Origin of the sequence: Streptomyces sp. NPDC000151 (assembly GCF_040301705.1) — a bacterium.
Taxonomy (GTDB): Bacteria; Actinomycetota; Actinomycetes; order Streptomycetales; family Streptomycetaceae; genus Streptomyces.
On sequence record NZ_JBEPFC010000093.1, the window covers coordinates 1 to 21,269 of the forward strand.

The 21,269-nt window shown below is 72.1% G+C and carries 17 protein-coding genes, 1 tRNA gene and 1 pseudogene; 8 read left to right on the forward strand and 11 right to left on the reverse strand.

Annotated features, from left to right (window positions below):
- The 4 genes and pseudogenes from ABT381_RS23530 to ABT381_RS23545 all read left to right on the forward strand — a co-directional run.
- Nucleotides 1-306, forward strand: a pseudogene (locus ABT381_RS23530) (ATP-binding protein); the annotation flags it as partial.
- A complete protein-coding gene (locus ABT381_RS23535; protein WP_030249885.1) occupies nucleotides 303-710 on the forward strand; it encodes a roadblock/LC7 domain-containing protein in 408 nt (135 codons plus the stop codon). The pseudogene ABT381_RS23530 and the gene ABT381_RS23535, both read left to right, overlap by 4 nt.
- On the forward strand, nucleotides 707-1,069 hold the full coding sequence (locus ABT381_RS23540; protein ID WP_030249882.1) for a DUF742 domain-containing protein: 363 nt from the start codon (nucleotides 707-709) through the stop codon (nucleotides 1,067-1,069). The genes ABT381_RS23535 and ABT381_RS23540 overlap by 4 nt, the downstream gene beginning before the upstream one ends.
- The gene (locus tag ABT381_RS23545) at nucleotides 1,050-1,730 is read left to right on the forward strand and encodes a GTP-binding protein (RefSeq protein WP_351597710.1); all 681 of its coding nucleotides are present in this window, start codon (nucleotides 1,050-1,052) and stop codon (nucleotides 1,728-1,730) included. Before ABT381_RS23540 ends, ABT381_RS23545 begins: the two co-directional genes overlap by 20 nt.
- A gap of 68 nt (nucleotides 1,731-1,798) precedes the next feature.
- On the opposite strand, the gene ABT381_RS23550 is transcribed toward ABT381_RS23545, so the two are convergent.
- The 7 genes from ABT381_RS23550 to ABT381_RS23580 form a co-directional block, all read right to left on the reverse strand.
- Complete coding sequence (locus ABT381_RS23550) at nucleotides 1,799-3,160, reverse strand: cytochrome P450 (RefSeq protein WP_351597713.1); 1,362 nt, start codon at nucleotides 3,158-3,160, stop codon at nucleotides 1,799-1,801.
- On the reverse strand, nucleotides 3,157-4,305 hold the full coding sequence (locus ABT381_RS23555; RefSeq protein ID WP_351597716.1) for a selina-4(15),7(11)-diene synthase: 1,149 nt from the start codon (nucleotides 4,303-4,305) through the stop codon (nucleotides 3,157-3,159). The genes ABT381_RS23550 and ABT381_RS23555 overlap by 4 nt, the downstream gene beginning before the upstream one ends.
- A 229-nt stretch (nucleotides 4,306-4,534) precedes the next feature.
- Nucleotides 4,535-5,893, reverse strand: coding sequence for a cytochrome P450 family protein (locus tag ABT381_RS23560; protein ID WP_351597719.1), 1,359 nt, complete (start codon nucleotides 5,891-5,893; stop codon nucleotides 4,535-4,537).
- 299 nt (nucleotides 5,894-6,192) lie between these two features.
- Nucleotides 6,193-7,914, reverse strand: a complete 1,722-nt coding sequence (locus ABT381_RS23565; RefSeq protein WP_467754291.1) for a glycoside hydrolase family 13 protein — start codon at nucleotides 7,912-7,914, stop codon at nucleotides 6,193-6,195.
- Nucleotides 7,911-8,759, reverse strand: coding sequence for a carbohydrate ABC transporter permease (locus ABT381_RS23570; RefSeq protein ID WP_351597725.1), 849 nt, complete (start codon nucleotides 8,757-8,759; stop codon nucleotides 7,911-7,913). Before ABT381_RS23570 ends, ABT381_RS23565 begins: the two co-directional genes overlap by 4 nt.
- Nucleotides 8,756-9,724: a carbohydrate ABC transporter permease gene (locus ABT381_RS23575; RefSeq protein WP_351597728.1), complete on the reverse strand. Its 969-nt coding sequence runs from the start codon at nucleotides 9,722-9,724 to the stop codon at nucleotides 8,756-8,758. Before ABT381_RS23575 ends, ABT381_RS23570 begins: the two co-directional genes overlap by 4 nt.
- The gene (locus ABT381_RS23580) at nucleotides 9,721-11,049 is read right to left on the reverse strand and encodes an extracellular solute-binding protein (protein WP_351597731.1); all 1,329 of its coding nucleotides are present in this window, start codon (nucleotides 11,047-11,049) and stop codon (nucleotides 9,721-9,723) included. The genes ABT381_RS23575 and ABT381_RS23580 overlap by 4 nt, the downstream gene beginning before the upstream one ends.
- Nucleotides 11,050-11,284: 235 nt before the next feature.
- Between ABT381_RS23580 and ABT381_RS23585 the strand changes: the two genes are divergently transcribed.
- A complete protein-coding gene (locus tag ABT381_RS23585) occupies nucleotides 11,285-12,328 on the forward strand; it encodes a LacI family DNA-binding transcriptional regulator (RefSeq protein WP_351597734.1) in 1,044 nt (347 codons plus the stop codon).
- 297 nt (nucleotides 12,329-12,625) lie between these two features.
- The gene (locus tag ABT381_RS23590; RefSeq protein ID WP_351597737.1) at nucleotides 12,626-13,141 is read left to right on the forward strand and encodes a hypothetical protein; all 516 of its coding nucleotides are present in this window, start codon (nucleotides 12,626-12,628) and stop codon (nucleotides 13,139-13,141) included.
- Nucleotides 13,142-13,292: 151 nt separating this feature from the next.
- Here ABT381_RS23590 and ABT381_RS23595 read toward each other — a convergent pair whose 3' ends face one another.
- The 4 genes from ABT381_RS23595 to ABT381_RS23610 all read right to left on the reverse strand — a co-directional run bounded on the left by ABT381_RS23595 (nucleotide 13,293) and on the right by ABT381_RS23610 (nucleotide 16,925).
- The gene (locus ABT381_RS23595) at nucleotides 13,293-14,195 is read right to left on the reverse strand and encodes a ribonuclease BN (RefSeq protein WP_467754283.1); all 903 of its coding nucleotides are present in this window, start codon (nucleotides 14,193-14,195) and stop codon (nucleotides 13,293-13,295) included.
- Nucleotides 14,196-14,333: 138 nt separating this feature from the next.
- The gene (locus ABT381_RS23600; RefSeq protein ID WP_351597771.1) at nucleotides 14,334-15,386 is read right to left on the reverse strand and encodes a glucose 1-dehydrogenase; all 1,053 of its coding nucleotides are present in this window, start codon (nucleotides 15,384-15,386) and stop codon (nucleotides 14,334-14,336) included.
- Between the two features lie 417 nt (nucleotides 15,387-15,803).
- Nucleotides 15,804-16,280: a hypothetical protein gene (locus tag ABT381_RS23605; protein ID WP_351597740.1), complete on the reverse strand. Its 477-nt coding sequence runs from the start codon at nucleotides 16,278-16,280 to the stop codon at nucleotides 15,804-15,806.
- Nucleotides 16,281-16,852: 572 nt separating this feature from the next.
- Nucleotides 16,853-16,925 (reverse strand) — tRNA-Arg (locus ABT381_RS23610).
- Nucleotides 16,926-17,236: 311 nt separating this feature from the next.
- Between ABT381_RS23610 and ABT381_RS23615 the strand changes: the two genes are divergently transcribed.
- Nucleotides 17,237-19,216 (forward strand): GTPase domain-containing protein, encoded by a 1,980-nt coding sequence (locus ABT381_RS23615; RefSeq protein ID WP_351597743.1) that lies wholly within the window; start codon nucleotides 17,237-17,239, stop codon nucleotides 19,214-19,216.
- 124 nt (nucleotides 19,217-19,340) lie between these two features.
- The gene (locus ABT381_RS23620) at nucleotides 19,341-21,062 is read left to right on the forward strand and encodes a GTPase family protein (protein WP_351597746.1); all 1,722 of its coding nucleotides are present in this window, start codon (nucleotides 19,341-19,343) and stop codon (nucleotides 21,060-21,062) included.
- Nucleotides 21,063-21,269: the final 207 nt, after the last annotated feature.

A 21,269-nucleotide genomic window follows, 5' to 3' on the forward strand; every position in this document is an offset into this window, starting at 1 on the left:
GCCGCCCCCGCGGCGCTGCCCCGGCCCGAGGACACCCAGGAGGACGTCCCGGTGGTGACCGGACGGACCGCCAACGGGCTGCCGCAGCGCCGCCGCAAGTCCCGCGCCACCGCGCCGGCCCAGCCCGCGCCCCAGGCGTCCACCGCCCCCGACACCGCAGACCACCGGTCCTCCGCGTCGGAGGCCGCCCCCGAGGTGCAGCCCGGCATGTGGCTGGCGGCCTTCCAGAGCGGTCTCTCCGGAGATCCGGGCGGGGCCGCCGGGCCGAAGAGTGACGAGTCGTCGGAAAAGAGTGAGTTGCCATGATTCAGCACCGGGCCAACATGGACTGGATGCTCAAGGACCTGGCGGAGAGCGTCCCGCAGACCCGCAACGTCGTCGTGCTGTCCTCGGACGGCCTGCGGATGGCCCAGTACGGCACGGACACCGACACCGCCGACCGGCTGGCCGCCGCCTGCGCGGGGCTGCAGTCCCTGGCCGGCGCGGTGTCCGCCGAATTCCCGCACAGCGACGGCAAGATGCGCATGGTCGTCATCGAACTGGACGGCGGCTTCTTCTACTTGATGGCGGCGGGCGCGGGCGCCTACCTCGCGGTGCTGGCCGACGAGGGTGTGGACGCCGGGCTCATCGGCATGAAGATGCGCGACCTGGTGGCCCGGATCGGCGAGCACCTCAGCAGCCCGCCGCGCGGCGAGGGATCGGCCGCGTGAGCGGAGCGGGCCAGGATTGGGAGGACGAGAGCCCCGAACGGCTCTACGTGATCACCGGCGGGCGCTCCGGCGCCGCCGCGCAGACGTTCTCCCTCGACCTGGTCACGCTGATCGTGGCCAAGGCGGCCCCGCGACCGGGCATCCAGCCCGAGCACGCCGCGATCATGCGGCTGTGCCACTCCCCGCTGTCGGTGGCGGAGCTCTCCGCCTACCTGAAGCTACCGGTCAGCGTGGTCACCGTGCTCCTGGGCGACCTGCTGGCCGACGGGCGGGTCGTGGCGCGCGCGCCCGTACCGCCCGCAGAACTTCCGGACCGTTCCCTTATCGAGGCGGTGATCCATGGACTTCAACAGCTCTGACCCGGCCGCCGGGCAGGCGCTCGCCGAGCAGCCCGTGGCAGGGCAGGCGCTCGCCGCGGAACCGGTCGCCGGGCCGCGGAGCGAGGACGCGCTGCCGGACTCGGCCACCGCCGCGGTCAAGGTGGTGATCGTGGGCGGTTTCGGGGTCGGCAAGACGACCCTGGTGGGCGCGGTCAGCGAGATCCGCCCGCTGACCACCGAGGAGACGATGACCCAGGCCGGCGTCGGCGTCGACGACACCCTGGGCATCGAGCGCAAGACCTCCACGACCGTCGCGATGGACTTCGGGCGCATCAGCCTCAACGAGGAGCTGGTGCTCTACCTCTTCGGCACGCCCGGCCAGCAGCGCTTCTGGTTCCTGTGGAACGGCCTGTTCGACGGCGCGCTGGGCGCGGTCGTACTGGTCGACACCCGCCGCCTGGAGGTCAGCTTCGACGTCATCGGCCGCCTGGAGGAGCGCGGCGTGCCCTTCGTCGTCGCCATCAACTCCTTCCCGGAAGCCCCGAAGCACGACGTCGAGGAACTCCGCGAGGCCCTCGACCTGCCACCGGAGGTCCCGATCGTGGACTGCGACGCACGGCTGCGCACGTCGAGTCGGGACGTCCTGATGACGCTGATGCACTACCTGCACCAGCTCGCTGTCAGCGCTGAGGCGTCGTGATACGGCCGGGACGGCGCATTCCGGCGCCGTCCCGGCCGTATCCGGCTGCCTGACCGCCCCGGCGGCGTTCAGCTCGCTCTGGGTACCACCGTCATGGGGACATGGTCGGGGTGGACCATGGCGGAGGTGGCCTTCCGGGGTGTGTGCCCGGGGACCGGACGCAGGGTGTACCGCTGGAGGATGGTCGCCACGGCGATGGTCGCCTCCGTCCAGCTGAAGGCGTCGCCGATGCACATCCGGTTGCCAGCGCCGAAGGGGAAGAAGGACTGGCGCGGGATGTCGTCGCGCAGCCACCGGTCGGGGTCGAAGTCGTCGGGGTTCTTGTACAGCTCCGGGTGCCGGTGCACGGCATAGAGGCTGAAGGCGACCTCGGTGTCCGCGGGGATCCGGTACGTGACCTCCCGGCCGTCGGGCCTGCTGTCCGTCAGCTCCACCGGCTCGGTGGTACGCCGCATCAGCATCGTGACACCGTAGAGGCGGATCACCTCGTCCAGTACCCGCTTGACCGTGCCGAGCCGCGGAACGTGGTCGATGGTGACCGGGCCGTCGCCCACCACCTCGTCGATCTCTTCCAGCAGTTGCCGCTCGACCTCCGGGTGGCGCCCCATCTCGTGGAAGAACCAGCTCAGCGTCGAGGCGGTGGTCTCGGTGCCGGCGAACAGGATGGTCACCAGCTCGTCCCTGACCTCCTCGTCCGTCAGCGCCTCGTCGGTGTCCGCGTCCCGTGCGGACAACAGCAGGGCCACCAGGTCGTCCCGGTCGCTCCTCGCCGACAGCCGGGTGTCTGCGACCACCTTGTCGATCACCGCGCGCATGTCCCGCGCCGCCGCGTCGAACTTCCGGTTCGCCGGGATCGGCAGCCCGTCCAGGAACGTCGGGAACGCGGCCCGGAGCAGCATGTACTTGAGGATGATCGGCAGGTTCTTGCGGACCGACTCCACGGCCGGCTGACCGAGGTCGGCGGAGAACATCACCTCCGCGAGCGTGCGGATGGTGTACTCGCCCATTTCCTGTTCCAGGGCGAGTTGCTGCCCCGGCTGCCAGGAGTCGACCAGATCCTGGGCGCGTTCGCTCATCGTGGCCGCGTAACCGGCGATGCGCTCCTTGTGGAACATCGGCTGCATCAGCCGCCGATTGCGGCGGTGCACCGGGCCGCTGGAGGTCGCAAGCCCCTTGCCCACCAGCGGCTCGACGCGGGTGTACAGGCGTCCCTTGACGAACTTGGGGGCGTGCGTGACCAGCACCTGGCGGATCAGGTCGGCGTCGGTCGGTACGTAGACGGGCATCGTGCCCAGATCCACTCGCACCAGCGGACCGGTCTCCGGCAGCGACTGAAGGAAGTCCAGCGGCCGGCGCCCCATTTTCACGGCGTGCCCGAGGAGCGGTATCCGACCCGGAGCACGGGGGATGCCGTGCGCGTCGACGATCACCAGGAGAATCCTTCCGCCACGCCGGCGCGCGCGCCGGCCAAGGAGAGACCGGCGCCCAGGGGCGCCCGGTGCGGTGCGGTGCCGGTGAGCTGGTCCAGCACCTCCCACCACCAAGCGATGGACGGAATGTCCACCGGCCCCGTGCCGGTGGGCGTCGCGCTGAAGCGTGCGGGCAGCGCCGCCGGATCGTCGGGCGTGGTGTAGCGCACGGAGGTGATGCCCCAGTCCATCGAGCCGCGTACGAAGTGGCCCAGGTCGGCGAGGTACTGCCGCAGCTGCGGGCTCCCCTGCTCCGCGAGCGCCGCGCACAGCTGCTGGAAGAGGACCATTACACGGTCCCGCTGGCCGATGGCCTCGGTCACGGCCCGGCCGGTGGGCAGACCCCGGTGGTGCTCCAGCACACGGATGACGTTGAGGTAGTAGCCGCCCGTCCGGCTCCGCTCCTTGACCTCCTTGTGGTACGAGAACAGGTCGTTGTCCCAGCAGATCACGAAGGATGCCGCCTGGGCCGCGGCCCGTACGCCCGGCAGTGCGCGCTCCTCCGGCCGGAGTTCATAGCCGTGGGCCATTTCCAGCATCGGCAGGACGACCGTGGTCGCGCCGTCGTAGAGGCGCATCAGCGTGTAGTCGTCGAGCTCGGGCACGCTGCCGGCGGTGCGGTGGGACGCCTCCCAGATCACTGACAGGAAGTACTCGCGCAGCGCGTCGATCCACGCCTTCGTCTGCCCGGCGGTGCCGTACTCCGCCACTCTGGCCCGCAGGTCCCGCAGTCCGCGCGCGAGGGGATCGTCGGTGAGGATGGCCGCCTCGGGATGCTCGGCGACCCACAGAAGGCGCTGCAGGGCGGCGTTGAGCGCGCCCGGCGCAAGGCCCAGGTCGCCCTCCTCGCACAGGCCGTCGTCCACTCCGAACAGCCACAGGACGAAGTCACCGAGGACCTGGACGACTTCCGTGCGGCCCGAGGGCAGGATGCGTGAGGCGAAGGAGCCGATCTCCTGCGTCACCAGCCGCTTGCGCAGCCCCGCGGAGCCGATGTCGAACGCGTGCGCCCAGGCGGCGGTCCGTGCGTCGATGTCCGCATGGAGCGGGTGAATGGCCGGTGGTATAGGGGCGTAGGTCGGGGGAACTATGAGCGCGGTACTCACTCCGGCCGCCTTCCTGTCGGATGCGCTACATAGCGCGCACCCACCGTGATCAACAGCCCGCATGGTACGCATGGCCCAAAAATGATCAATAGGGCCAACATCACGTGTGCGAACGGAAGGGAAGGGGGAGACAGCCCAGATGCCCCAACCAGTGGTCGACCAACGGTTTCCGGGACAAACGGAATGGCCCGCGGCGGCGAACTGCCGTGCGCCGCGGGCCTCATGAGGTCTACACAGTGGCCGACGCGGCGCTCGTGACCGGGCAGCCGCCGGCCGCGCGCCGGCTGTGACCGGAGAGCGTACCGGAGCTGAGCGCCACCTCGGGGCGCGGCCGGAAGCGTACGGGCAGTGCCGACAGGCGCTTGGAGAGCAGTACGTACTGCCACTGCACCTCGTCCTCGGACACGGCGAGTTGCATGTCGGGCAGCAGCGTCAGCAAGGTGTCGATGCCGGTGTCGGCGATGGCCCGCCCGATGTCCTCACCGGGGCATCGGTGAGGACCCGCGCTGAAGGCGAGATGCGAGCGGTTGCCGTGCACCGGGACGGACAGGTCCGGTCGGATCTCCGGGTCGACGTTCGCGGCGCCGGGGCTGAGCAGCAGCATGTCGCCGGCCTCGATCCGCCAGCCGTCGAGCGTGGTGCCGGCGGTCGTCCAGCGGCCGGGGAGCACGGAGAGCGGCGGCTCGTCCCAGAGCATGCCGTCCAGCGCGTCGGTCAGCGTCATGTGACCGCCCGACAGATTCGCGCGGAACCGCCGGTCGGTCAGATTCATGTGCAGGGTGTTCGCGATGAGATTCGCCGTGGTCTCGTACGCGGCGATCACCAGCAGCCGCAGGTGCCCGAGGACCTCGTCGTGGGAGAGCCCGGACTCGTGCGTGCTCAGCCAGCTGGCCAGGTCGTTGCCCGGCCGGTCCTGCTTGGCCTTCTGCAGCGAGACCAGTGCGGTCTTGATGACCTCGTTGCTGGCGGCGGCCGTGTCGCTGCCGGTCATGAGGTCGCGGGCGGCGTCCGCCAGCCGTGGGCCGTCCGCCTCGTCCATGCCCAGCAGTCGGGTCATCACGAGCATCGGCAGCCGCTCGGCGTACTGGCCGACCAGGTCGGCCTCGCCGGTCTGGATGAACTCGTTGACGAGCATCTTGGTGTACCGGACCACGTAGCGGCGTATCCCGTGCCGGTCGAGGTCCTCCAGGCTGTCGGTGACGGCTGTCCGTGTCCGTGCGTGCGCCGTACCGTCGGTGAACACGCACGTCGGCTCCCAGTCGACCGTGGGGCCCAGCGGCCAGGCGTCGGGTACCTGGTCGTCGAGGTTCCACAGCCGTGAGTCACGGGTGTACGGGTACGGCGTGCGGGCGACATCGAGGTTGGCCTGGTACCCCAGCACCAGCCAGACCGGCAGGTCACCCGGCAGCAGCACCGGAGCCACCTGACCGTACGTGGCGCGGAGCCGCGCATACAGCGCCGTCGGGTCCGCGGCCTCCGGGCCGTGCAGCCGGAGCAGTCCGCCCGGGTCCGTCTCGCTCAGGGGCCGGCCCACGTGTGCCTTCAGCTCGAAGCGGGCGCGGACGTGTTCGGGGATCGGGATGGTCACGGTCTCTCCGGCGTGATGATGGGCGAACGGGATGAGGGGAGCGGCATCTTGCACGGCAGACCGTCGTCCCCCGGAAACCGGCGTCCCCTGAGTGGCGCGTGCGCGTGACCTGGCCGGACTTCGCTCACATCCAGGTGACCGGAGCCTGCGTCATCGGCGTACCAGGCGTGATCCACTGCGTCAGGCTAACAGCCGCGCGGCGCAGCCCAGTTTGACGCTCCGCCCTCCCACACTTGCCCGCGCGCACGGACGGGCCGGGGGCCTTCGATGCGCCGCCCGACCCGTTCGTCCGCCCTCCCTCAGACGCCCCGCCGCAGCCACACCGTGGTGTCCGGCGGCAGCTGCCCGCCCGCCAACGCCCCGCTGGACAGCAGTACTTCGCCAGCGGGCAGCGGCACCGGCCGGTCCGACAGGTTCGCCAGGCAGCGCCAGCCCGTCGATCGTCCGAAATGCACGATCCCCGCGGCGCCGTCCTCCGTGGCCTCGTCCGGGGCCGACAGCCACTCCAGCGACTCGTCGCCCTGCAGCTCCCGGCGGAGACGTAGCGCCGAGCGGTACAGCTCCAGTGTCGAGTCCTTCTCGCCGTCCTGTGCCGCCACCGAGAGTTCGCCGAAGGAGGCGGGCTGCGGGAGCCAGGCGGCGCCGGGGCCGAAGCCGTACGAGGTGCCCTCCCGGGTCCACGGCAGCGGCACCCGGCAGCCGTCCCGTCCCTTGCGGGTGTGGCCCGTCTGCTCCCACACCGGGTCCTGGAGCGCCTCCACGGGCAGGTCGGCGACCTCCGGCAGGCCCAGCTCCTCGCCCTGGTAGATGTACGAGGACCCGGGCAGCGCCAGCATCAGCAGTGTCGCGGCGCGGGCCCGGCGCAGCCCCAGCGCCCGGTCCTCGGCGGGCCGGGTGCCGCCGGACAGCAGCCAGGCGTCGGTGTCGGTGCCCGGCGGCAGCGCGAGCCGGGAGGCGTGCCGGATCACGTCGTGGTTGGAGAGCACCCAGGTCGCCGAGGCACCCGCGGCGGCCGCGGTGGCCAGCGACTCGGTGATCACCTTGCGCAGCCCGGCGGCCGACCACTCGGCCTGCAGATACTCGAAGTTGAACGCCTGGCCCAGCTCGTCGGGCCGGGTGTACAGCACCCGCCGGGAGTTCTTCACCCACGCCTCGGCGACCGCCATCCGCGGCGGCGTGTAGGAGTCCATCACGATCCGCCAGTCCCGGTAGATCTCGTGCACCTCGTCCCGGTCCCAGTGCGGGTGGGTGCCGTCCGGCATCAGGTCCTGGTCGCCCTTGAACTGGTCGGGACCCATGTCCCGCAGCGGCTCTGTGAGGTCCTTGGCCAGCCCGTGCGCCACGTCGATGCGGAAGCCGTCCACCCCGCGGTCGGACCAGAAGCGCAGCGTGTGCCGGAAGTCCTCGCGCACCTCCTCGTTGCTCCAGTCCAGGTCCGGCTGCTCGGGCGCGAAGAGATGGAGGTACCACTGGCCGTCCGGCACCCGCTGCCAGGCGCTGCCGCCGAACCGGGAGACCCAGTCCGAGGGCGGCAGCTCGCCGTGTTCGCCGCGCCCGTCGCGGAAGACGTAGCGCGCGCGGGCCGCCGAGCCGGGCGGCGACGCCAGCGCCTCCTGGAACCAGGCGTGCTGGTCGGAGGTGTGGTTGGGCACCAGGTCCACCAGGATCTTCAGGCCCAGCCGGTGCGCCTCGGCGACCATCGCGTCGAAGTCGGCGAGCGTGCCGAGGCGCGGGTCGACGTCCCGGAAGTCGGCCACGTCGTACCCGCCGTCGGCCAGCTCCGAAGGGTAGAAGGGGCTCAGCCACAGCGCGTCCACGCCGAGCGAGGCCAGGTGGGTCAGCCGGCTCGTGATGCCGGGCAGGTCGCCGATGCCGTCGCCGTCGCTGTCGGCGAAGCTGCGCGGATAGACCTGGTAGACGACGGCCTGCCGCCACCAGTCGGGGTCCTGCGGGGACAGGTCGGGGGAGGCGGGGACGGTCACAGCGGCTCCTTCGTGAGAGGTGGGTTCACCCGGCGTCATCCCTTGACCGCGCCGTCGGTCAGGCCGGAGAGCACGGCGCGCCGGAAGACCAGGACGAGCAGGGCGATCGGCACGGTCGCCGCCATCGCCCCGGCGAAGATCGTTCCGTACGGGATCTCGTACTGGCTGCTGAAGAGTGCGATGCCCACCGGCACGGTCCGGTAGGCGTCCTCGCTGTTGAACGTGAGCGCCATCAGGAACTCCGTCCAGGTCGCGGTGAAGGTGAACACCCCGGCGGTGAACAGCGCGGGCCGGGCCTGCGGCAGGATCACCGACAGCAGCGTCCGGGTCGGCCCCGCGCCGTCCACCGTCGCCGCCTCCTCCAGCTCGTACGGGATGGACTGCAGCGAGTTGCGCAGGATCCAGATCGCGAACGGCAGGTGGAAGGCGGTGTACGGGATGATCAGGCCCCAGTAGCCGTTGAGCAGGCCCAGCTCGCGTTCGACCAGGTACAGCGGGGTGACCACGGCGATCGTCGGGAAGACGGAGATCATCAGCAGCCCCGTCATCACCGGGCCGCGGCCGCGCATCGGCGTGCGGGCCAGCGCGTATCCGGCGAACAGCCCGAGCCCCAGGACGATCGCGGTGGCGCTGACGGCCACCACCGCGCTGTTGAGCAGATAGCGGTCGAAGCCCGCGAAGCCCAGCGCCAGCCGGTAGTTGGCGAGGGTGGGGTGGAGGGGGATCGGCGTCGGCGGCAGTGTGCCGTTCTCGCGCGCCGTCTTGAAGGACGTGACCGCCATCCACAGCAGCGGCAGCGCGGTCACGGCGACCAGCACCAGCGCGCCGAGGTTCACCACGTTCACATAGCGGCGCACTCCCGTACGCCCGCGGCCGCGCCTCATGCCGCGCCCCCTTCGTCGACCTGGCCGCGGAACATCCGCAGGAACAGCAGACAGCCCGCGATGACCAGCACGCCCGTACTGGTGGCGATCGCCGCGCCCATCCCGATGTCGAGGTTCTGGAACAGCGTCTTGTAGCCGAGCACGGCGAGCGACTGGGTGGCCGTGCCGGGACCGCCCTGCGTCAGTACGAACGGCAGGTCGAAGATCCCGAACGCCTGGAGCACCCGGAAGAGGACCGCGACCGAGACCACGGGGCGCAGCGCGGGCAGTACGACGTTCCAGAAGGTGGCCCAGGACCCGGCGCCGTCCATCTCGGCCGCCTCGTACCGCTCCTGCGGGATGCGGACCAGCCCCGCCAGGATGATCACCGCGACGAACGGGGTGGTCTTCCAGATGTCCGCGACCGCCATGCCGGTGATCGCGGGCACGGGCGTACCGAGGATCACCGGCGGCTGGTCCAGGACCAGCCCGAACAGCCAGGTCACCGCGCCGAACGTGGCGTCGTACAGGAAGTCCCACAGCTGCGCCGAGACCACCGTGATCAGCGACCAGGGGATCAGCAGCAGCGCGAGGATCCAGCCCCGCCCGGCCTCCAGCCGGTCCAGCAGCACCGCGGCCGCGATACCGAGCGCGATCTCCACGGCCACCGTCACCAGCGTGTACCCGACCGTGAAGGCCAGCGCCTCCAGCCACACCGGACTCGCCAGCATCGTCGTGTAGTTGCCGAGCGTCCACTCCTCGACGCGGACGCCGTCGAAGGTGAAGCGCACGTCACTGAAGCTGAGGACGATCGAGTAGACCACCGGGAAGAGCGTCACCAGGGCGATCACGGTGAGCGCCGGGGCGGTGTAGAGCCAGCCGGTGCGGGCCCGGCGGCGCGCGATGCCGGCGGGCTTGCGAGCGGCGGGGGAAGGGGGCAGGGGCGCGGGCCGGGCCTCCGGGGCGGCCGTCGGGGAGACCGTCACAGCGCCTCCCCTCGGAGCGCCGCCTGCAGATCACGGCGGGAGCCGGCGAGCCCCCGCCGTACGCTCGTGCCCCCGCTGAGCACCTCGTTGACCGGGGTGAACACCGCCTTGCTGACCATCGGGTACTCCGGGGTCCGGGTCGGCCGGGCGACCAGCCGCACCTCACGGGCCAGCGCGAACGCCGGATTGGACGACCTCGCCACGGCCTTGCCGTGCAGCTGGGACAGCAGCGGCGGCAGCACGGCGGCCTCGCGGGCCAGGATCGACTGCCCCTCCTCCTCGGCGAGGAAGCGGGCGAACGCCAGCGCCGCGCCGAGGTGCCGGGAGTGCGGATTGAGGTAGTTGCACCAGCCGCCCAGACAGCTGCGGCCGCCCGTGCCGCCCTCGAAGCCGGGCCGGCGCATCACCCCGATCCTCCCCGCCACCCGCGAGGACGCCGGGTTGTCCGCGACGCCCCAGGCGTACAGCCAGTTGCGCAGGAACACCGACCGGCCGCTGGTGAAGGCGTCCAGGCTGTCCTGCTCCACGAACGTGGTCACCGAGGACGGGGAGACGCCGCGCGTGATCAGGTCCCGGAGGTAGGACACGGCCCGCACGCCCGCCGGGCCGTCGAAGGTGACCGTGCGGGCGTCGGGGGAGAGGATGCTGCCGCCCGCGTCGGCGACCAGCTCCGCGACGTTCGCGGTGAGCCCCTCGTACACCGTGCCCTGCCAGACGAACCCGAGGTCGGCGTCGCCCGTTCGCTGGATCTTCGCGGCGGTGGACGCCAGCTCCTCCCACGAACCGGGCGGCCGCAGCCCGTGTTTGTGCAGCAGGTCCTTCCGGTAGTAAAGGAACGCCTCGTCCAGGTAGAGCGGGAAGGCGTACACCGAGCCCTGGTACGTCAGCGCCCGCACCAGCTCCTCGGGATAGCGCTGCCAGTACCCCTTCGGCAGCAGCGGATCGAGCGGCAGCGCCAGCGAGTTGTACGCGAACTGGGCCGGCCAGGCGATGTCGCCCATGTAGACGTCGGGGGACGGGCTGCCGCTCGTCACCTGCGTGGTGAGGGTCGCGCGGGCCACGTCCGTGGTCGGTGGCGCGGCGATCAACTGCACGGTGATGTTGCGGTACTTCCGGCGGAACGCCCTGACCAGCACGGGCCTGAGGTCGCTGCCGTCGCGGGCCGCCACCCGCCCGGCCCACCAGCGGATGGTGACCGGGCCACGCGGTATCCCGGCGGCGCCCGAGAGGTCGGGGCCGCGTGCGACGGCCCGGCCGCAGCCGGTGGCGGCGGCCAGCGCGGCGGCGGCCCCGGTGGTGGTCCGAAGGAGGGATCTGCGGCTCAACGGCATGACGATGCGCTCCTGATGGAGGGGTGGGATCGCTGCTGCCTGACAACGCTTGCACGCTAGGAGTGGCCCCAGGGACTGTCAATGGAGCGCGCAGCAACGAAATGGCCGCTCTCCTGCATGAAAAACCGGGCGGGATGGCGGCGTTGGCGCGCATTGCCGGACATCTCCCGATGGTAACGCTGTCACCGACCGGGTCCATGTCCCCTACACCTGTGCTACGTTCCGGACCATGCCTCCAGCGCAGCGCCACCCCACCATGGCCGACGTGGCCGAACGGGCGGGGGTCTCGGTCTCCACGGTCTCGCGGACCCTGCGCGGGCTGTCCACCGTCTCGGACGAGGCCAGGGTGCGAGTGGAGGCGGCGGCCCGCGAGCTGTCCTTCGTGATATCCCGGCAGGCGTCCAGCCTGGTCACCGGCAAGACGGGAACGGTCGCCGTGCTCGCGCCCACCCTCGGCTCGTGGTTCGTCGGCCAGGTGCTGCGCGGCCTCAGCGAGGTACTGCGCGACGCGGGCCTGGACCTGATGGTGTACAGCGTCGCCGACCTCGCCGAGCGCGCCGCCTTCTTCGACCGGCTCCCGGCCCGCCGGAACGCCGACGCGCTCCTGGTCATCTCCTTCGACCTGACGGAGGAGGAGTTCGCCCGGCTGGACGGCCTGGGCGTGCCGGTGGTGTACGTCAGCCAGCACGCGCCGGGCCGGGCGAGCGTGTACGTCGAGGACGTCGCCGCGGCGCGCGCCGGCACCCGCTATCTGCGGGGCCTGGGCCACCGCCGGATCGCCTTCGTCCGCGCGTCGCCCGACACCGGCTTCACCTGCAGCTCGCGCACCCGCCTCTTCGGCTACCGCGAGGCGCTGGCCGAGGCGGACATCCCGTACGACGAGGACTTGGTGGTCGCCACCTCGCGCGGTCGGCGCGACACCTCGGAGGCGGTCGGACGGCTGCTCTGCCTGGCCGACCCGCCCACCGCGGTCTTCGCCGAGACCGACGAGATCGCCATGGAGGTGCTCTGGGTCCTGCGCTCCGCCGGCATCGACGTGCCCGGCCGGATCTCCGTCCTCGGCTTCGACGACCACGACCACGCCGAGTGGCTGGACCTCACCACCATCGCCCAGCCCGCCGCCGAGGTCGGCCGCGCGGCCGGCACCCTCGCCCACACCCTCATCGACGACCCGGCCACGGACCCGGCGCGGCATGTCGTACTGCCGACGCAGCTGATTCCGCGGGGGACCACGGCTCCGGTTCCGGCTCCGGCTCCGGAGGCGGACGCCTGACGCCGGTCGTCCGGCGCCCGGCCCGGTACCGAGGGTCCTCAGGGATGCGTGAGGGTCCCCAGGGATGCGTACTGATGGCGTACGGGATGCGTGCGGGATACGTACGCCGCAACGCACCGCTGCCACCCGCGGCACACCGGCCGCAACTCGCCCGAACCGGCCCGGTGGAGACGCCGTCCCGGGGAACCGGGACATGACACACCGGGTCGAATACAACCCTTCCCAGGCATATGAGTGTCTTATCTCGTGGACCCGCGGACTCAGGGCCCACCGTTCATCCTGGGGGAAGGACTCACCATGCGAAGCACCCGTCCCGCGCGTCGCCGCACCACCGTCATCGGTACGGCCGCCGCCGCGCTCCTCGCCGCCTCCGCGGCCATCCCGGCCTTCGGCGCCACCACCACCGCACCGCCGCCCGCGCACGCGGTCCAGGCGGCGGCCCAGCCGGCCCGCGCCGGCAGTCCCGAGTCGACCGTGGACCGGGTCGCGGACTTCTACGGGGCGTACATCGACGCCGTCTACGACGAGGACGGCCGGCTCGCCCGCGAGCTGCGGAACCACTACCTCCGCAGCGACCTGCGCAAGCGCCTCGCCGACTGGGAGGCGAAGAACCACGCCGACGGCGTCCTGCGCGCCCAGAACGTGCCGGTCAAGTGGTCCGTCGGCTACGACGGTTCCGGCACCGGCAGCGCGTACACGATCGTCACCCTCACCTGGGACTCGGGCAGCCACCCGAGCACGTCCCGGCTGGCCGTCCGCAGCTCCCTGGAGACCCGCCAGATCACGGACATCAAGGCGGCGCCGAGCAGGTGACGCGGCGCGCAGCCGCTGACGGAGGGCGTGCTGACGGAAGGTGCGCTGACGGAGGGCGTGCTCACCGAAGGTGTACTCACGGAAGGTGCGCTAACGGAAGGCGTGCTGACCGAAGGTGTACTCGTGGAAGGTGCGCTGACGGAAGGTGTACTCACGGAATGTGCGGGGGCTCGTCGGGGGGCGGGTCCCCGCCCCGTGTGTGCCGCGGCGCGCGGTGGTGGACGTAGTGGATCACGTGGCGCTCCGGGTGGTCGTGGAAGTGCCTGCCCAGCAGGGCGCCGCCGAAGACCACGAAGCCGACCCCGACCAGCCAGCACTCCACGATCAGTACGGTGCCCACCGCCCCGTAACTGACCGCGTTGGTGACGATGAGGGGCGCGAAGACCAGGTACGAGAAGGCGCGCAGCCCGACCAGGCCGGCCATCGTGGCGACGGCACCCGGCAGCAGCGCCCGCCACGCGACCTGCTCGCCGAGCAGGAACCGCTGTCCCCACCAGAAGAAGACCACGCCGGCCAGCAGATTCAGCCCGATCCGCAGCGGTTCCGGCATGGAGCCCCGGGACTGCACCTCGGCGTAGAGGTAGGCCATCAGGACGGCCAGCCACACGGTCTGCCGCCAGGCCCGGTGCCACGGGCCGACCGACAGGCTCCAGGTCTTCTCGTACCCGGTCTGCACGCTGCCGGCGAAGGTCAGGCCGAAGACGGCGAGCGCGACGAGGCTGAACGCGCTGGTCGTCGCGACCGCCGTCCGGGGCGCGGTGAAGACGCTCTCCACGGCGTCCGCCGAACGCCCCGACAGCGCCATGCCGTCGACCAGCCACAGGGCGAAGCCGCGGTGCTTGAACGGGTCGGCCGCCGCCACGACGATCAGCAGCGGTACGAGCGTGACCAGTCCCAGCGCCCCGAACCCCATCGAGCGGTGCAGCAGCTCCAGCTCGGCGCCGCGCTGCCGGAACCGCCGCACCCGCAGCCGGCTCCGCAGCCGGCGCACCGGATGGCGGCGCCGCCGCACGGGCGCGGCGCCCCGCTCCGACGGCGGAGGAACCGACGTCATACAGACCTCGTTCCCGACGTCATACAGCCCTCGATCCACTCGTCCACAGGTCCTGGTCTTCGGGGCGCCGGGCTCGATCGCCATGTCACCGACCGGGCCCCGAGCGCAGGCTCTCAGTCGTCCATCGTGATGAGGCTCTCACTCGTCCATCGTGATGACGACCTTGATGTCGTCGTCCCGCGCGGTGAACGCCTCCTGCGCGCGCGACAGCGGCACCCGCCGGGTGATCAGGCGCTCCAGCCAGCCGAGGTCGGCGCGGGCCAGCGCCTCCGCGGCCTGCTGATAATGCCGCAGATTGGCGTTGACCGAGCCCACCACCGCGTCGTTCTCCAGCACCAGGTCCCGGTTGACGGTGCCCGCGTCGATGGTGAGCTGCCGCCCGGTCGGCGAGACACCCGTCAGACACACGATCCCGTACGCGGCGGTCCCGGCCATCGCGTCGAAGACCAGCCGCCCGGCCCCGGTCGCCTCGATGACGACATCCGGCCGGATCGCCTCCGTGACCCGGTCGATGTCCTCACTGTGGTACGTCGCGCCCAGGTCGCGCACCAGCCCGGGCTTCGGGCCGCCGGTGACCCGGTCCAGTACATGCACGTCGAGCCCTCGCTGTACTCCGAGGAGCGCGGCCAGCAGACCGATCGGACCCGCGCCGGTCACCAGCACCCGCCGGGGCTCGAACCACGCCCGGCCCCCGACCCGTTCCACCTGTTCCCACGCCTTGGCCACCACGGTGGTGGGCTCCATGAGTACTCCCACCCGGCGCAGCCCCGCGTCGAGCCGGACCGCGTACTCGGGCTCCACCGTCCACGCCTGGCTCGCGTAACCGTCGCGCTCCTTGATGCCGCGCTCGGTGTAGCGGCCGTTCCGGCACATGTCGAACTCGCCCCGCGCACACGCCCCGCACGGCTCCGGATCGGGCCGCCGGACCACGCCCACCACCAGGTCGCCGCGGCTGAACCCGCTCCCGGGCGGCGCCTCGCGCACGCGCCCGAGCGACTCGTGCCCGAGCACGAGCCGGTCCCGGCCCGGGGGCGCCGCCCCGTACTCGCCGGACACGATCTCCTTGTCCGTACCGCACACCCCGACGGCGAGCCCGTCCACCAGCAACTCGCCCTCCCCGGCCACCGGACGGGGCACCTCCCGCACCTCCAGCGAACCCGGCTGCAACGGCCGGATGGTCAGCGCACGCATGCTCACTCTCACAAGCCTCTCGTCGCTCCGTCACCACCGGGCCGGCGGCCGCCCCGCCACCGTCAGGGCTGGTAGCCGTCTCGCCACCACCGGGCTGGTAGTCGTCTACCACCGTCGGGCTGGTAGCCGCCCCGCCACCGTCGGGCTGGTAGCCGTCTATCACCGTCGGGCTGGTAGCCGTCTCGCCACCACCGGCCGGTCACGGCGAGTACCCGCGACCCCCCGCTCCAGACCGACGGCCCTCGAAGCGCCCGCCCGACCCCCCATTCACCCCCACACCGCGCCCGCCGTCACCCCCACACGCCGCTGCCCCCCACCGGACCCCACCCACGGACGCACCCCGTCCCCCGTCTGCCGCGACGCACCTACAGAACAACAAAAAGGCCCTCCGAGGCGGAGGGCCTTCCTGCCGTTCGCTCACCTGGCTGCTGCTGCGGCCTGCTCCTCATCCTCATGAGTCAGAATCCGCTGAATATCCCAAGCATGGTGAGCGGCGTCATGCGCATTGTTCCGGGCGACGTCCTCGGCCCGCTGCGCACCACGGGCCGAGTGCTGAAGCACCACGCCCGCCTCCAGCGCGGCCGACACGGACTCCACCCAGAGGCTCACCGACCCCCGCAACGACCACAACGCCGCCGCGAGCGGAATGTCCTGGTAACAGCGGGCCTCGGCAAGAAGATCCTGGTCGTACCCGGGCACCTCCAGGGCCCCGGCAAGCCGCGCCCCCGCGAGCCGCTCGGCCCAGTTCCGCAGGTTGTCCGCCACATGACTGACGTAGGCCCCCGACGTCCACACCAACTCCGGATGCCGCTCACCCCCACTGCGCCCCTCCACCAGCGCCGCGTACCGCCCCGGCACCTCCCCGACCTGCGCCACCGCAGCGACAGCGCTCAAGGACCAGTCGAACCCACAGTCCCGACAAGGATTCCCATACAGACCCGCACCCCAGAGCTCCATGGAAGATCAGCCTATCGCCCCACCCCGACCAGCAAAAAGGCCCTCCCATGCCTCCGCGGACCTGGCGCCGACCCGGCAGACGGAGGGACCAGCGATGACCGGCGTGCAGGAGCTACAGGCGACACCGGACAGCTCCCGGCGCTCAGCGATTCCGTTCCCCGGCGGGCGGCCACCGGACCGCGATCGGCGGCACCAGTGCTCTCACGCTTCCGGACGGAGCCACGCGTTACATGCGGCCTCTGGGTATGAGATCCAGCCCCAGGCACTGATGCGGGCCTGTCACCGCGTTCGCCAAGGCACTTGGCCCGAGACTCTTGGGGGCTCTTGGGGATTCGATGCAGCCCCTCATCGCCATGGGTCATGGCGCCGCCACCTGCAGAAACGCGGTGACAGTCGGATGGCGTCGGCCCCTCCCAATGGCCGCCGGGGGAGTGGCCGACGCCTCCGTACAGGGAGTCGCAGGTACTCTGACCAGCAAAAAGGCCCTCCCTGGGGAGGGCCTTGGAGAGCGCCCCCGGCAGGACTCGAACCTGCGGCCAAGTGCTTAGAAGGCACCTGCTCTATCCACTGAGCTACGGGGGCCGGGTGTGGACGTGGATCACGGACCGCGGACCAGGATAGGGGGCCGCGTGCCTCGTCCCGGTTGCTTCACCTCCGTGGCACGTTGTGGAGGTTCGGTGAAGCGGTCCCGATAATCGCAGGCAGGTACGAATTCTGCATCGGTTTTGGCGCCTCACGGGACGGGTGTTGTGCACTCGTTATGCCTGAGCCTCTCCTGTCGCGGGCGCCCCACGCGTCACACGTGCCGGTTTGCGTGGGTTCGTACGGCGCGCACATAGGGGTATACGCTTCAAAAAGCCATCGAAATTGGGCATTCTTCACATGTGGCGACCTTGGACGTAGGACCCCGGATCATCGACGCGCTCTCCGTGCTGCGTGACCGCGTCGCCGCCGCACGCTTCCCGCTCCCGCTCCCAGGAGTCGCGCGCGCCCGCCGCGACCGGGCCGAGTTGCTCGCTCACCTCGACGACTATGTGATGCCCCGTTTGCGCGCTCCTCAGGCACCGCTGCTCGCCGTCGTCGGCGGGTCCACCGGCGCCGGCAAGTCCACGCTGGTCAATTCCCTCGTGGGGCGGCACGTCACCGAGGCGGGCGTGCTGCGGCCCACGACCCGTACGCCCGTGCTGGTGTGCCACCCGGACGACCGGCACTGGTTCACCGGGCCCCGCGTCCTCCCCGACCTCGTGCGCGTGTGGATGCCCGAGCAGGGGAGCGGGGGGAGCCACCCGTATGGGGAGGGGGCGGGGGCCTATGGGAGTGGCTTTTACGGGGGCGGGGACGAGGACGGGGGCGAAGAGGGCGCGGATGCGTACGAGGGCGATGACGAGGGCGACGGGCCCGCGCCGTTGCGAATCGAGACGGACCGGGGAGTCACCAGGGGGCTCGCCCTCCTGGACGCTCCGGACATCGACTCCCTCGTGGCGCGCAACCGGGAGCTCGCTGCCGAGCTGATCTGCGCGGCGGACGTGTGGGTGCTGGTCACCACGGCCGCGCGGTACGCCGACGCCGTGCCCTGGCACCTGCTGCGCACCGCCAAGGAGTACGACGTCACGCTCGTCACCGTGCTCGACCGGGTGCCGCACCAGATCGCGCCCGACATCGCGGGCCGGTACGCGGCCCTGCTGAACCGCGCCGGCCTCGGGGACGTGCCGCGCTTCACCATCCCCGAACTGCCGGAATCGGCGGGCGGTGGCAGCGGCCTGCTGCCCGCCACCGCGGTCGCCGCGCTCCGCGCCTGGCTGGAGCGGCACGCCGAGGAGCCCGCGGCGCGCGAGGCGGCCGCGGCCCGTTCCGTGGGCGGGGCGATCGCCTCGTTGCGCAGCCGGCTGCCGGCGCTGGCCGGGGCGTCCGCCGCCCAGCACGCCGCCGCGGTCCGGCTGGCGGACCGAGTCGACGACGCGTACGAGAAGGCGGCCGTACGGGTACGGAGCGGCGTGGCCGCCGGCGAGGTCCTCTCGGGGGACGCGCGCGCCCACTGGCGCGACCACGCACTCGGGGGCCGCCCCGACGAACTGCTGGACGCCCTCACCCGCGGGCTCACCTCCCTCTTGTGCTGCGCGGTGGAGGAGGCGGACGAGCGGACGGCCGAGGCGTGGCGGCGGGAGCCAGCGGCGGGCGGGCTCGGCCCACTGGGGGATGCGGGCGCGGCCGGTACGGGTACGGGTACGGGTACCGCGGTCTCCCAGGAAGTCGGTATCGCTGCGCCAGAGGAGGCCGCTATTGCTGCGCCAGGGGAGGCCGGAAGCGCTGCATACGGGGAAGCCGGTATCGCCGCACACGGGGAGGCCGGCACCGCCGCCGGACGGCTCGGCATTCTTGTGCGGCGCTGGCGGCGCTGCCTGGAGGAGCTCGCGGAGGACGAGGTGCGCGAGGTACGCGCGACGCGGGAGGCGTCCGGGGACGTACGGGGCGTGTTCGGTGGCGTACGGGCGCTGACGCGCGAGGTGCGCGGCGTCCCGGGGGAAGCGCGCGGACCGGAGCGGTCGGGGGCCGCCGTACCGGAGGAGGCCGCGGCGCTGCTCGCCACCATGTTGCTCGGCGGCCGCCGGGCACGTACGGCGGGTGAGAACCTCGCCGAACTGCTCGGCGCGCACGGAGCGCTGCGGCTGCGGGACCGGGGCGGCGCACTGCTGGACACCTACCTGGACCGGGCGCTCGCGGGCGAGCGGGAACGCAGACTCGCCCCACTGGACGAGCTGACCGTGCCCCCTGAGCAGCAGGCCGGGCTGATCGCCGCCCTGTCGGCGCTGCGGAGGGTGCCGGTACCGGGGCCGGCGTCGGGGCCCGCCCCGGAGGGGGCGATGGCGCGGTGACGGAGATGCCGGTGGGCGAGATGCCAGTGACGGAACTGCCGGTGGCCGGGACGGCGCTGGTCGGGATGCCCGTGGCAGCGGCGTTGCCGTCGGAATGTGAGTGGTACGTGCGGAGAGGGCTTTCATGGTGAGCGGTGAGTGCGAGGACGCGGCCGACTACGGAGGCGTACCGCGGGGGCGGCGCACCGTGGAGGACGAACTGCAGCCCAGGATCGACGCGTTGCGCGAGCTGATCGGGCTGTCCCGGACGCGACTGGACGGGCCGACGCTGGAAGAGGCCGGACAGGTACTGAACGCGGCGGACGAGCGATACCGGCTGTCGGGCGAGCACACGGTCGTGGCGGTCGCCGGAGCGACCGGCAGCGGCAAGTCGTCGCTCTTCAACGCGCTCGCCGGAGCGCCGTGCTCGGAGGTGGCGGCGCGTCGCCCGACCACCTCACAGCCCGTGGCGTGCGTGTGGCCGGGCGACCGGGCGGGCGCCGAGGGGCTGCTGCACCGACTGCGCATCCCCGTAGCGCAGCGCTTCGTACCCGCTCCGGGGCCTGCGGGCGACGAGGATCTGAGCGGTCTCGTGCTGCTCGACCTGCCGGACCACGATTCGGCGGCGGCCGGCCACCGCGCCCAGGTGGACCGAGTGCTGAAGGCCGTCGACGCCGTCATCTGGGTCGTGGACCCGGAGAAGTACGCGGACGCGGTACTGCACGAGCGGTACCTGCGCCCCTTGGCGGGCTACGCCGAGGTGACCTTCGTCGTGCTCAATCAGGTGGACCGGCTGCCCGGTGACGCCGCCGACCAGGTGGTCGACGATCTGCGGCGGCTGCTCGACGAGGACGGGCTGGCGCTCAGCGAACACGACGAGCCGGGCGCCACGGTACTCGCGCTGTCCGCGGCCACCGGGGAGGGCGTGGACGAACTGCGGGACGCGCTCCGGCAGTTCGTCGCGGAACAGGGCGCGGCGGGGCGCCGCCTGGCCGCGGACGTGGACGCCGCGGCGGAACGCCTGCAACCCGTGTACGTGGCGGAGGGGCATGCGGGGCTGACCGAACGGGCGCGGGAGGACTTCGAGGAACGGCTCGCCGAGGCCGTGGGCGCCACGGCGGCCGGACGCGCGGCCGAACGCGACTGGCTGCGCCATGCGGACCGTGCCTGCGCCACCCCGTGGGTACGGCTGCGGAGTGGCCGTGGCCCCGACGCGGGCGGGTCCGGGAGACATGGCGCGTCGCCCGGGCGGATCTGGTCAGGACAGACCTCGACTGGACGGAGCTCACCCGGGCAGACCTTGCCCGGACAGGCCCCGCCTGGACAGTCCTCGCGCGCCGTGACGGAGCAGGCGGTGCGGGCCGTGGCGGGCGAGGCGGCGCGCGGGCTGCCCGTGCCGTGGGCGCAGGCCGTGCGCGAGGCGGCGGACAAGGGAGCGCAAGGGCTGCCGGAGGCGCTGGACCGGGCGGCGGACGCGGCCGACGAGGCGCTGCGGGGCGGGCCGCCGGTGAAACCGCGGTGGTGGACCGTGGCGGCGGTCGGGCAGGGCCTGCTGGTCGGGCTGCAGGCGCTGGGCGTGCTGTGGATGGTGGGCCTGCTCTGCGGGATGGAGTGGGCGGCGAGGGGGGCGGGCTGGCTTCCGGCGCTGGTGCTGATCACGGCCGGTACGGTCGGCGGGCCCGCACTGTCCTGGCTGTGCGGCGTGGCGGCACGCGGCCCCGCGCGACGGTACGGGCAGGACGCCGAACGCGAGTTGAGGTCGGCGGCTGCCGGCTGCGGCCGGGCCCGGGTGCTGGAGCCGGTCGCGGCGGAGCTCCTGCGGTACCGGGAGGTGCGCGAGCAGTACGCGGTGGCGGCGGGGGTGTGAGCGGGCACCGCGAGGAGATCGCGGGCTCCGCGAGGGGATGACAGGCCCCGCGAGGAGATCGCGGGGCCACGAACCGAGCGCGAGGCCACGGGCGGATCGCGGGGCCACCAGCGGATCACCCGTATGAGTGGCCGACTTTTCCCCATCCCCGGCCCCTCCCCTCCCTGCCCCGTCGGTTGTCCACAGCCCCCGACGAGCTTTTGCGAA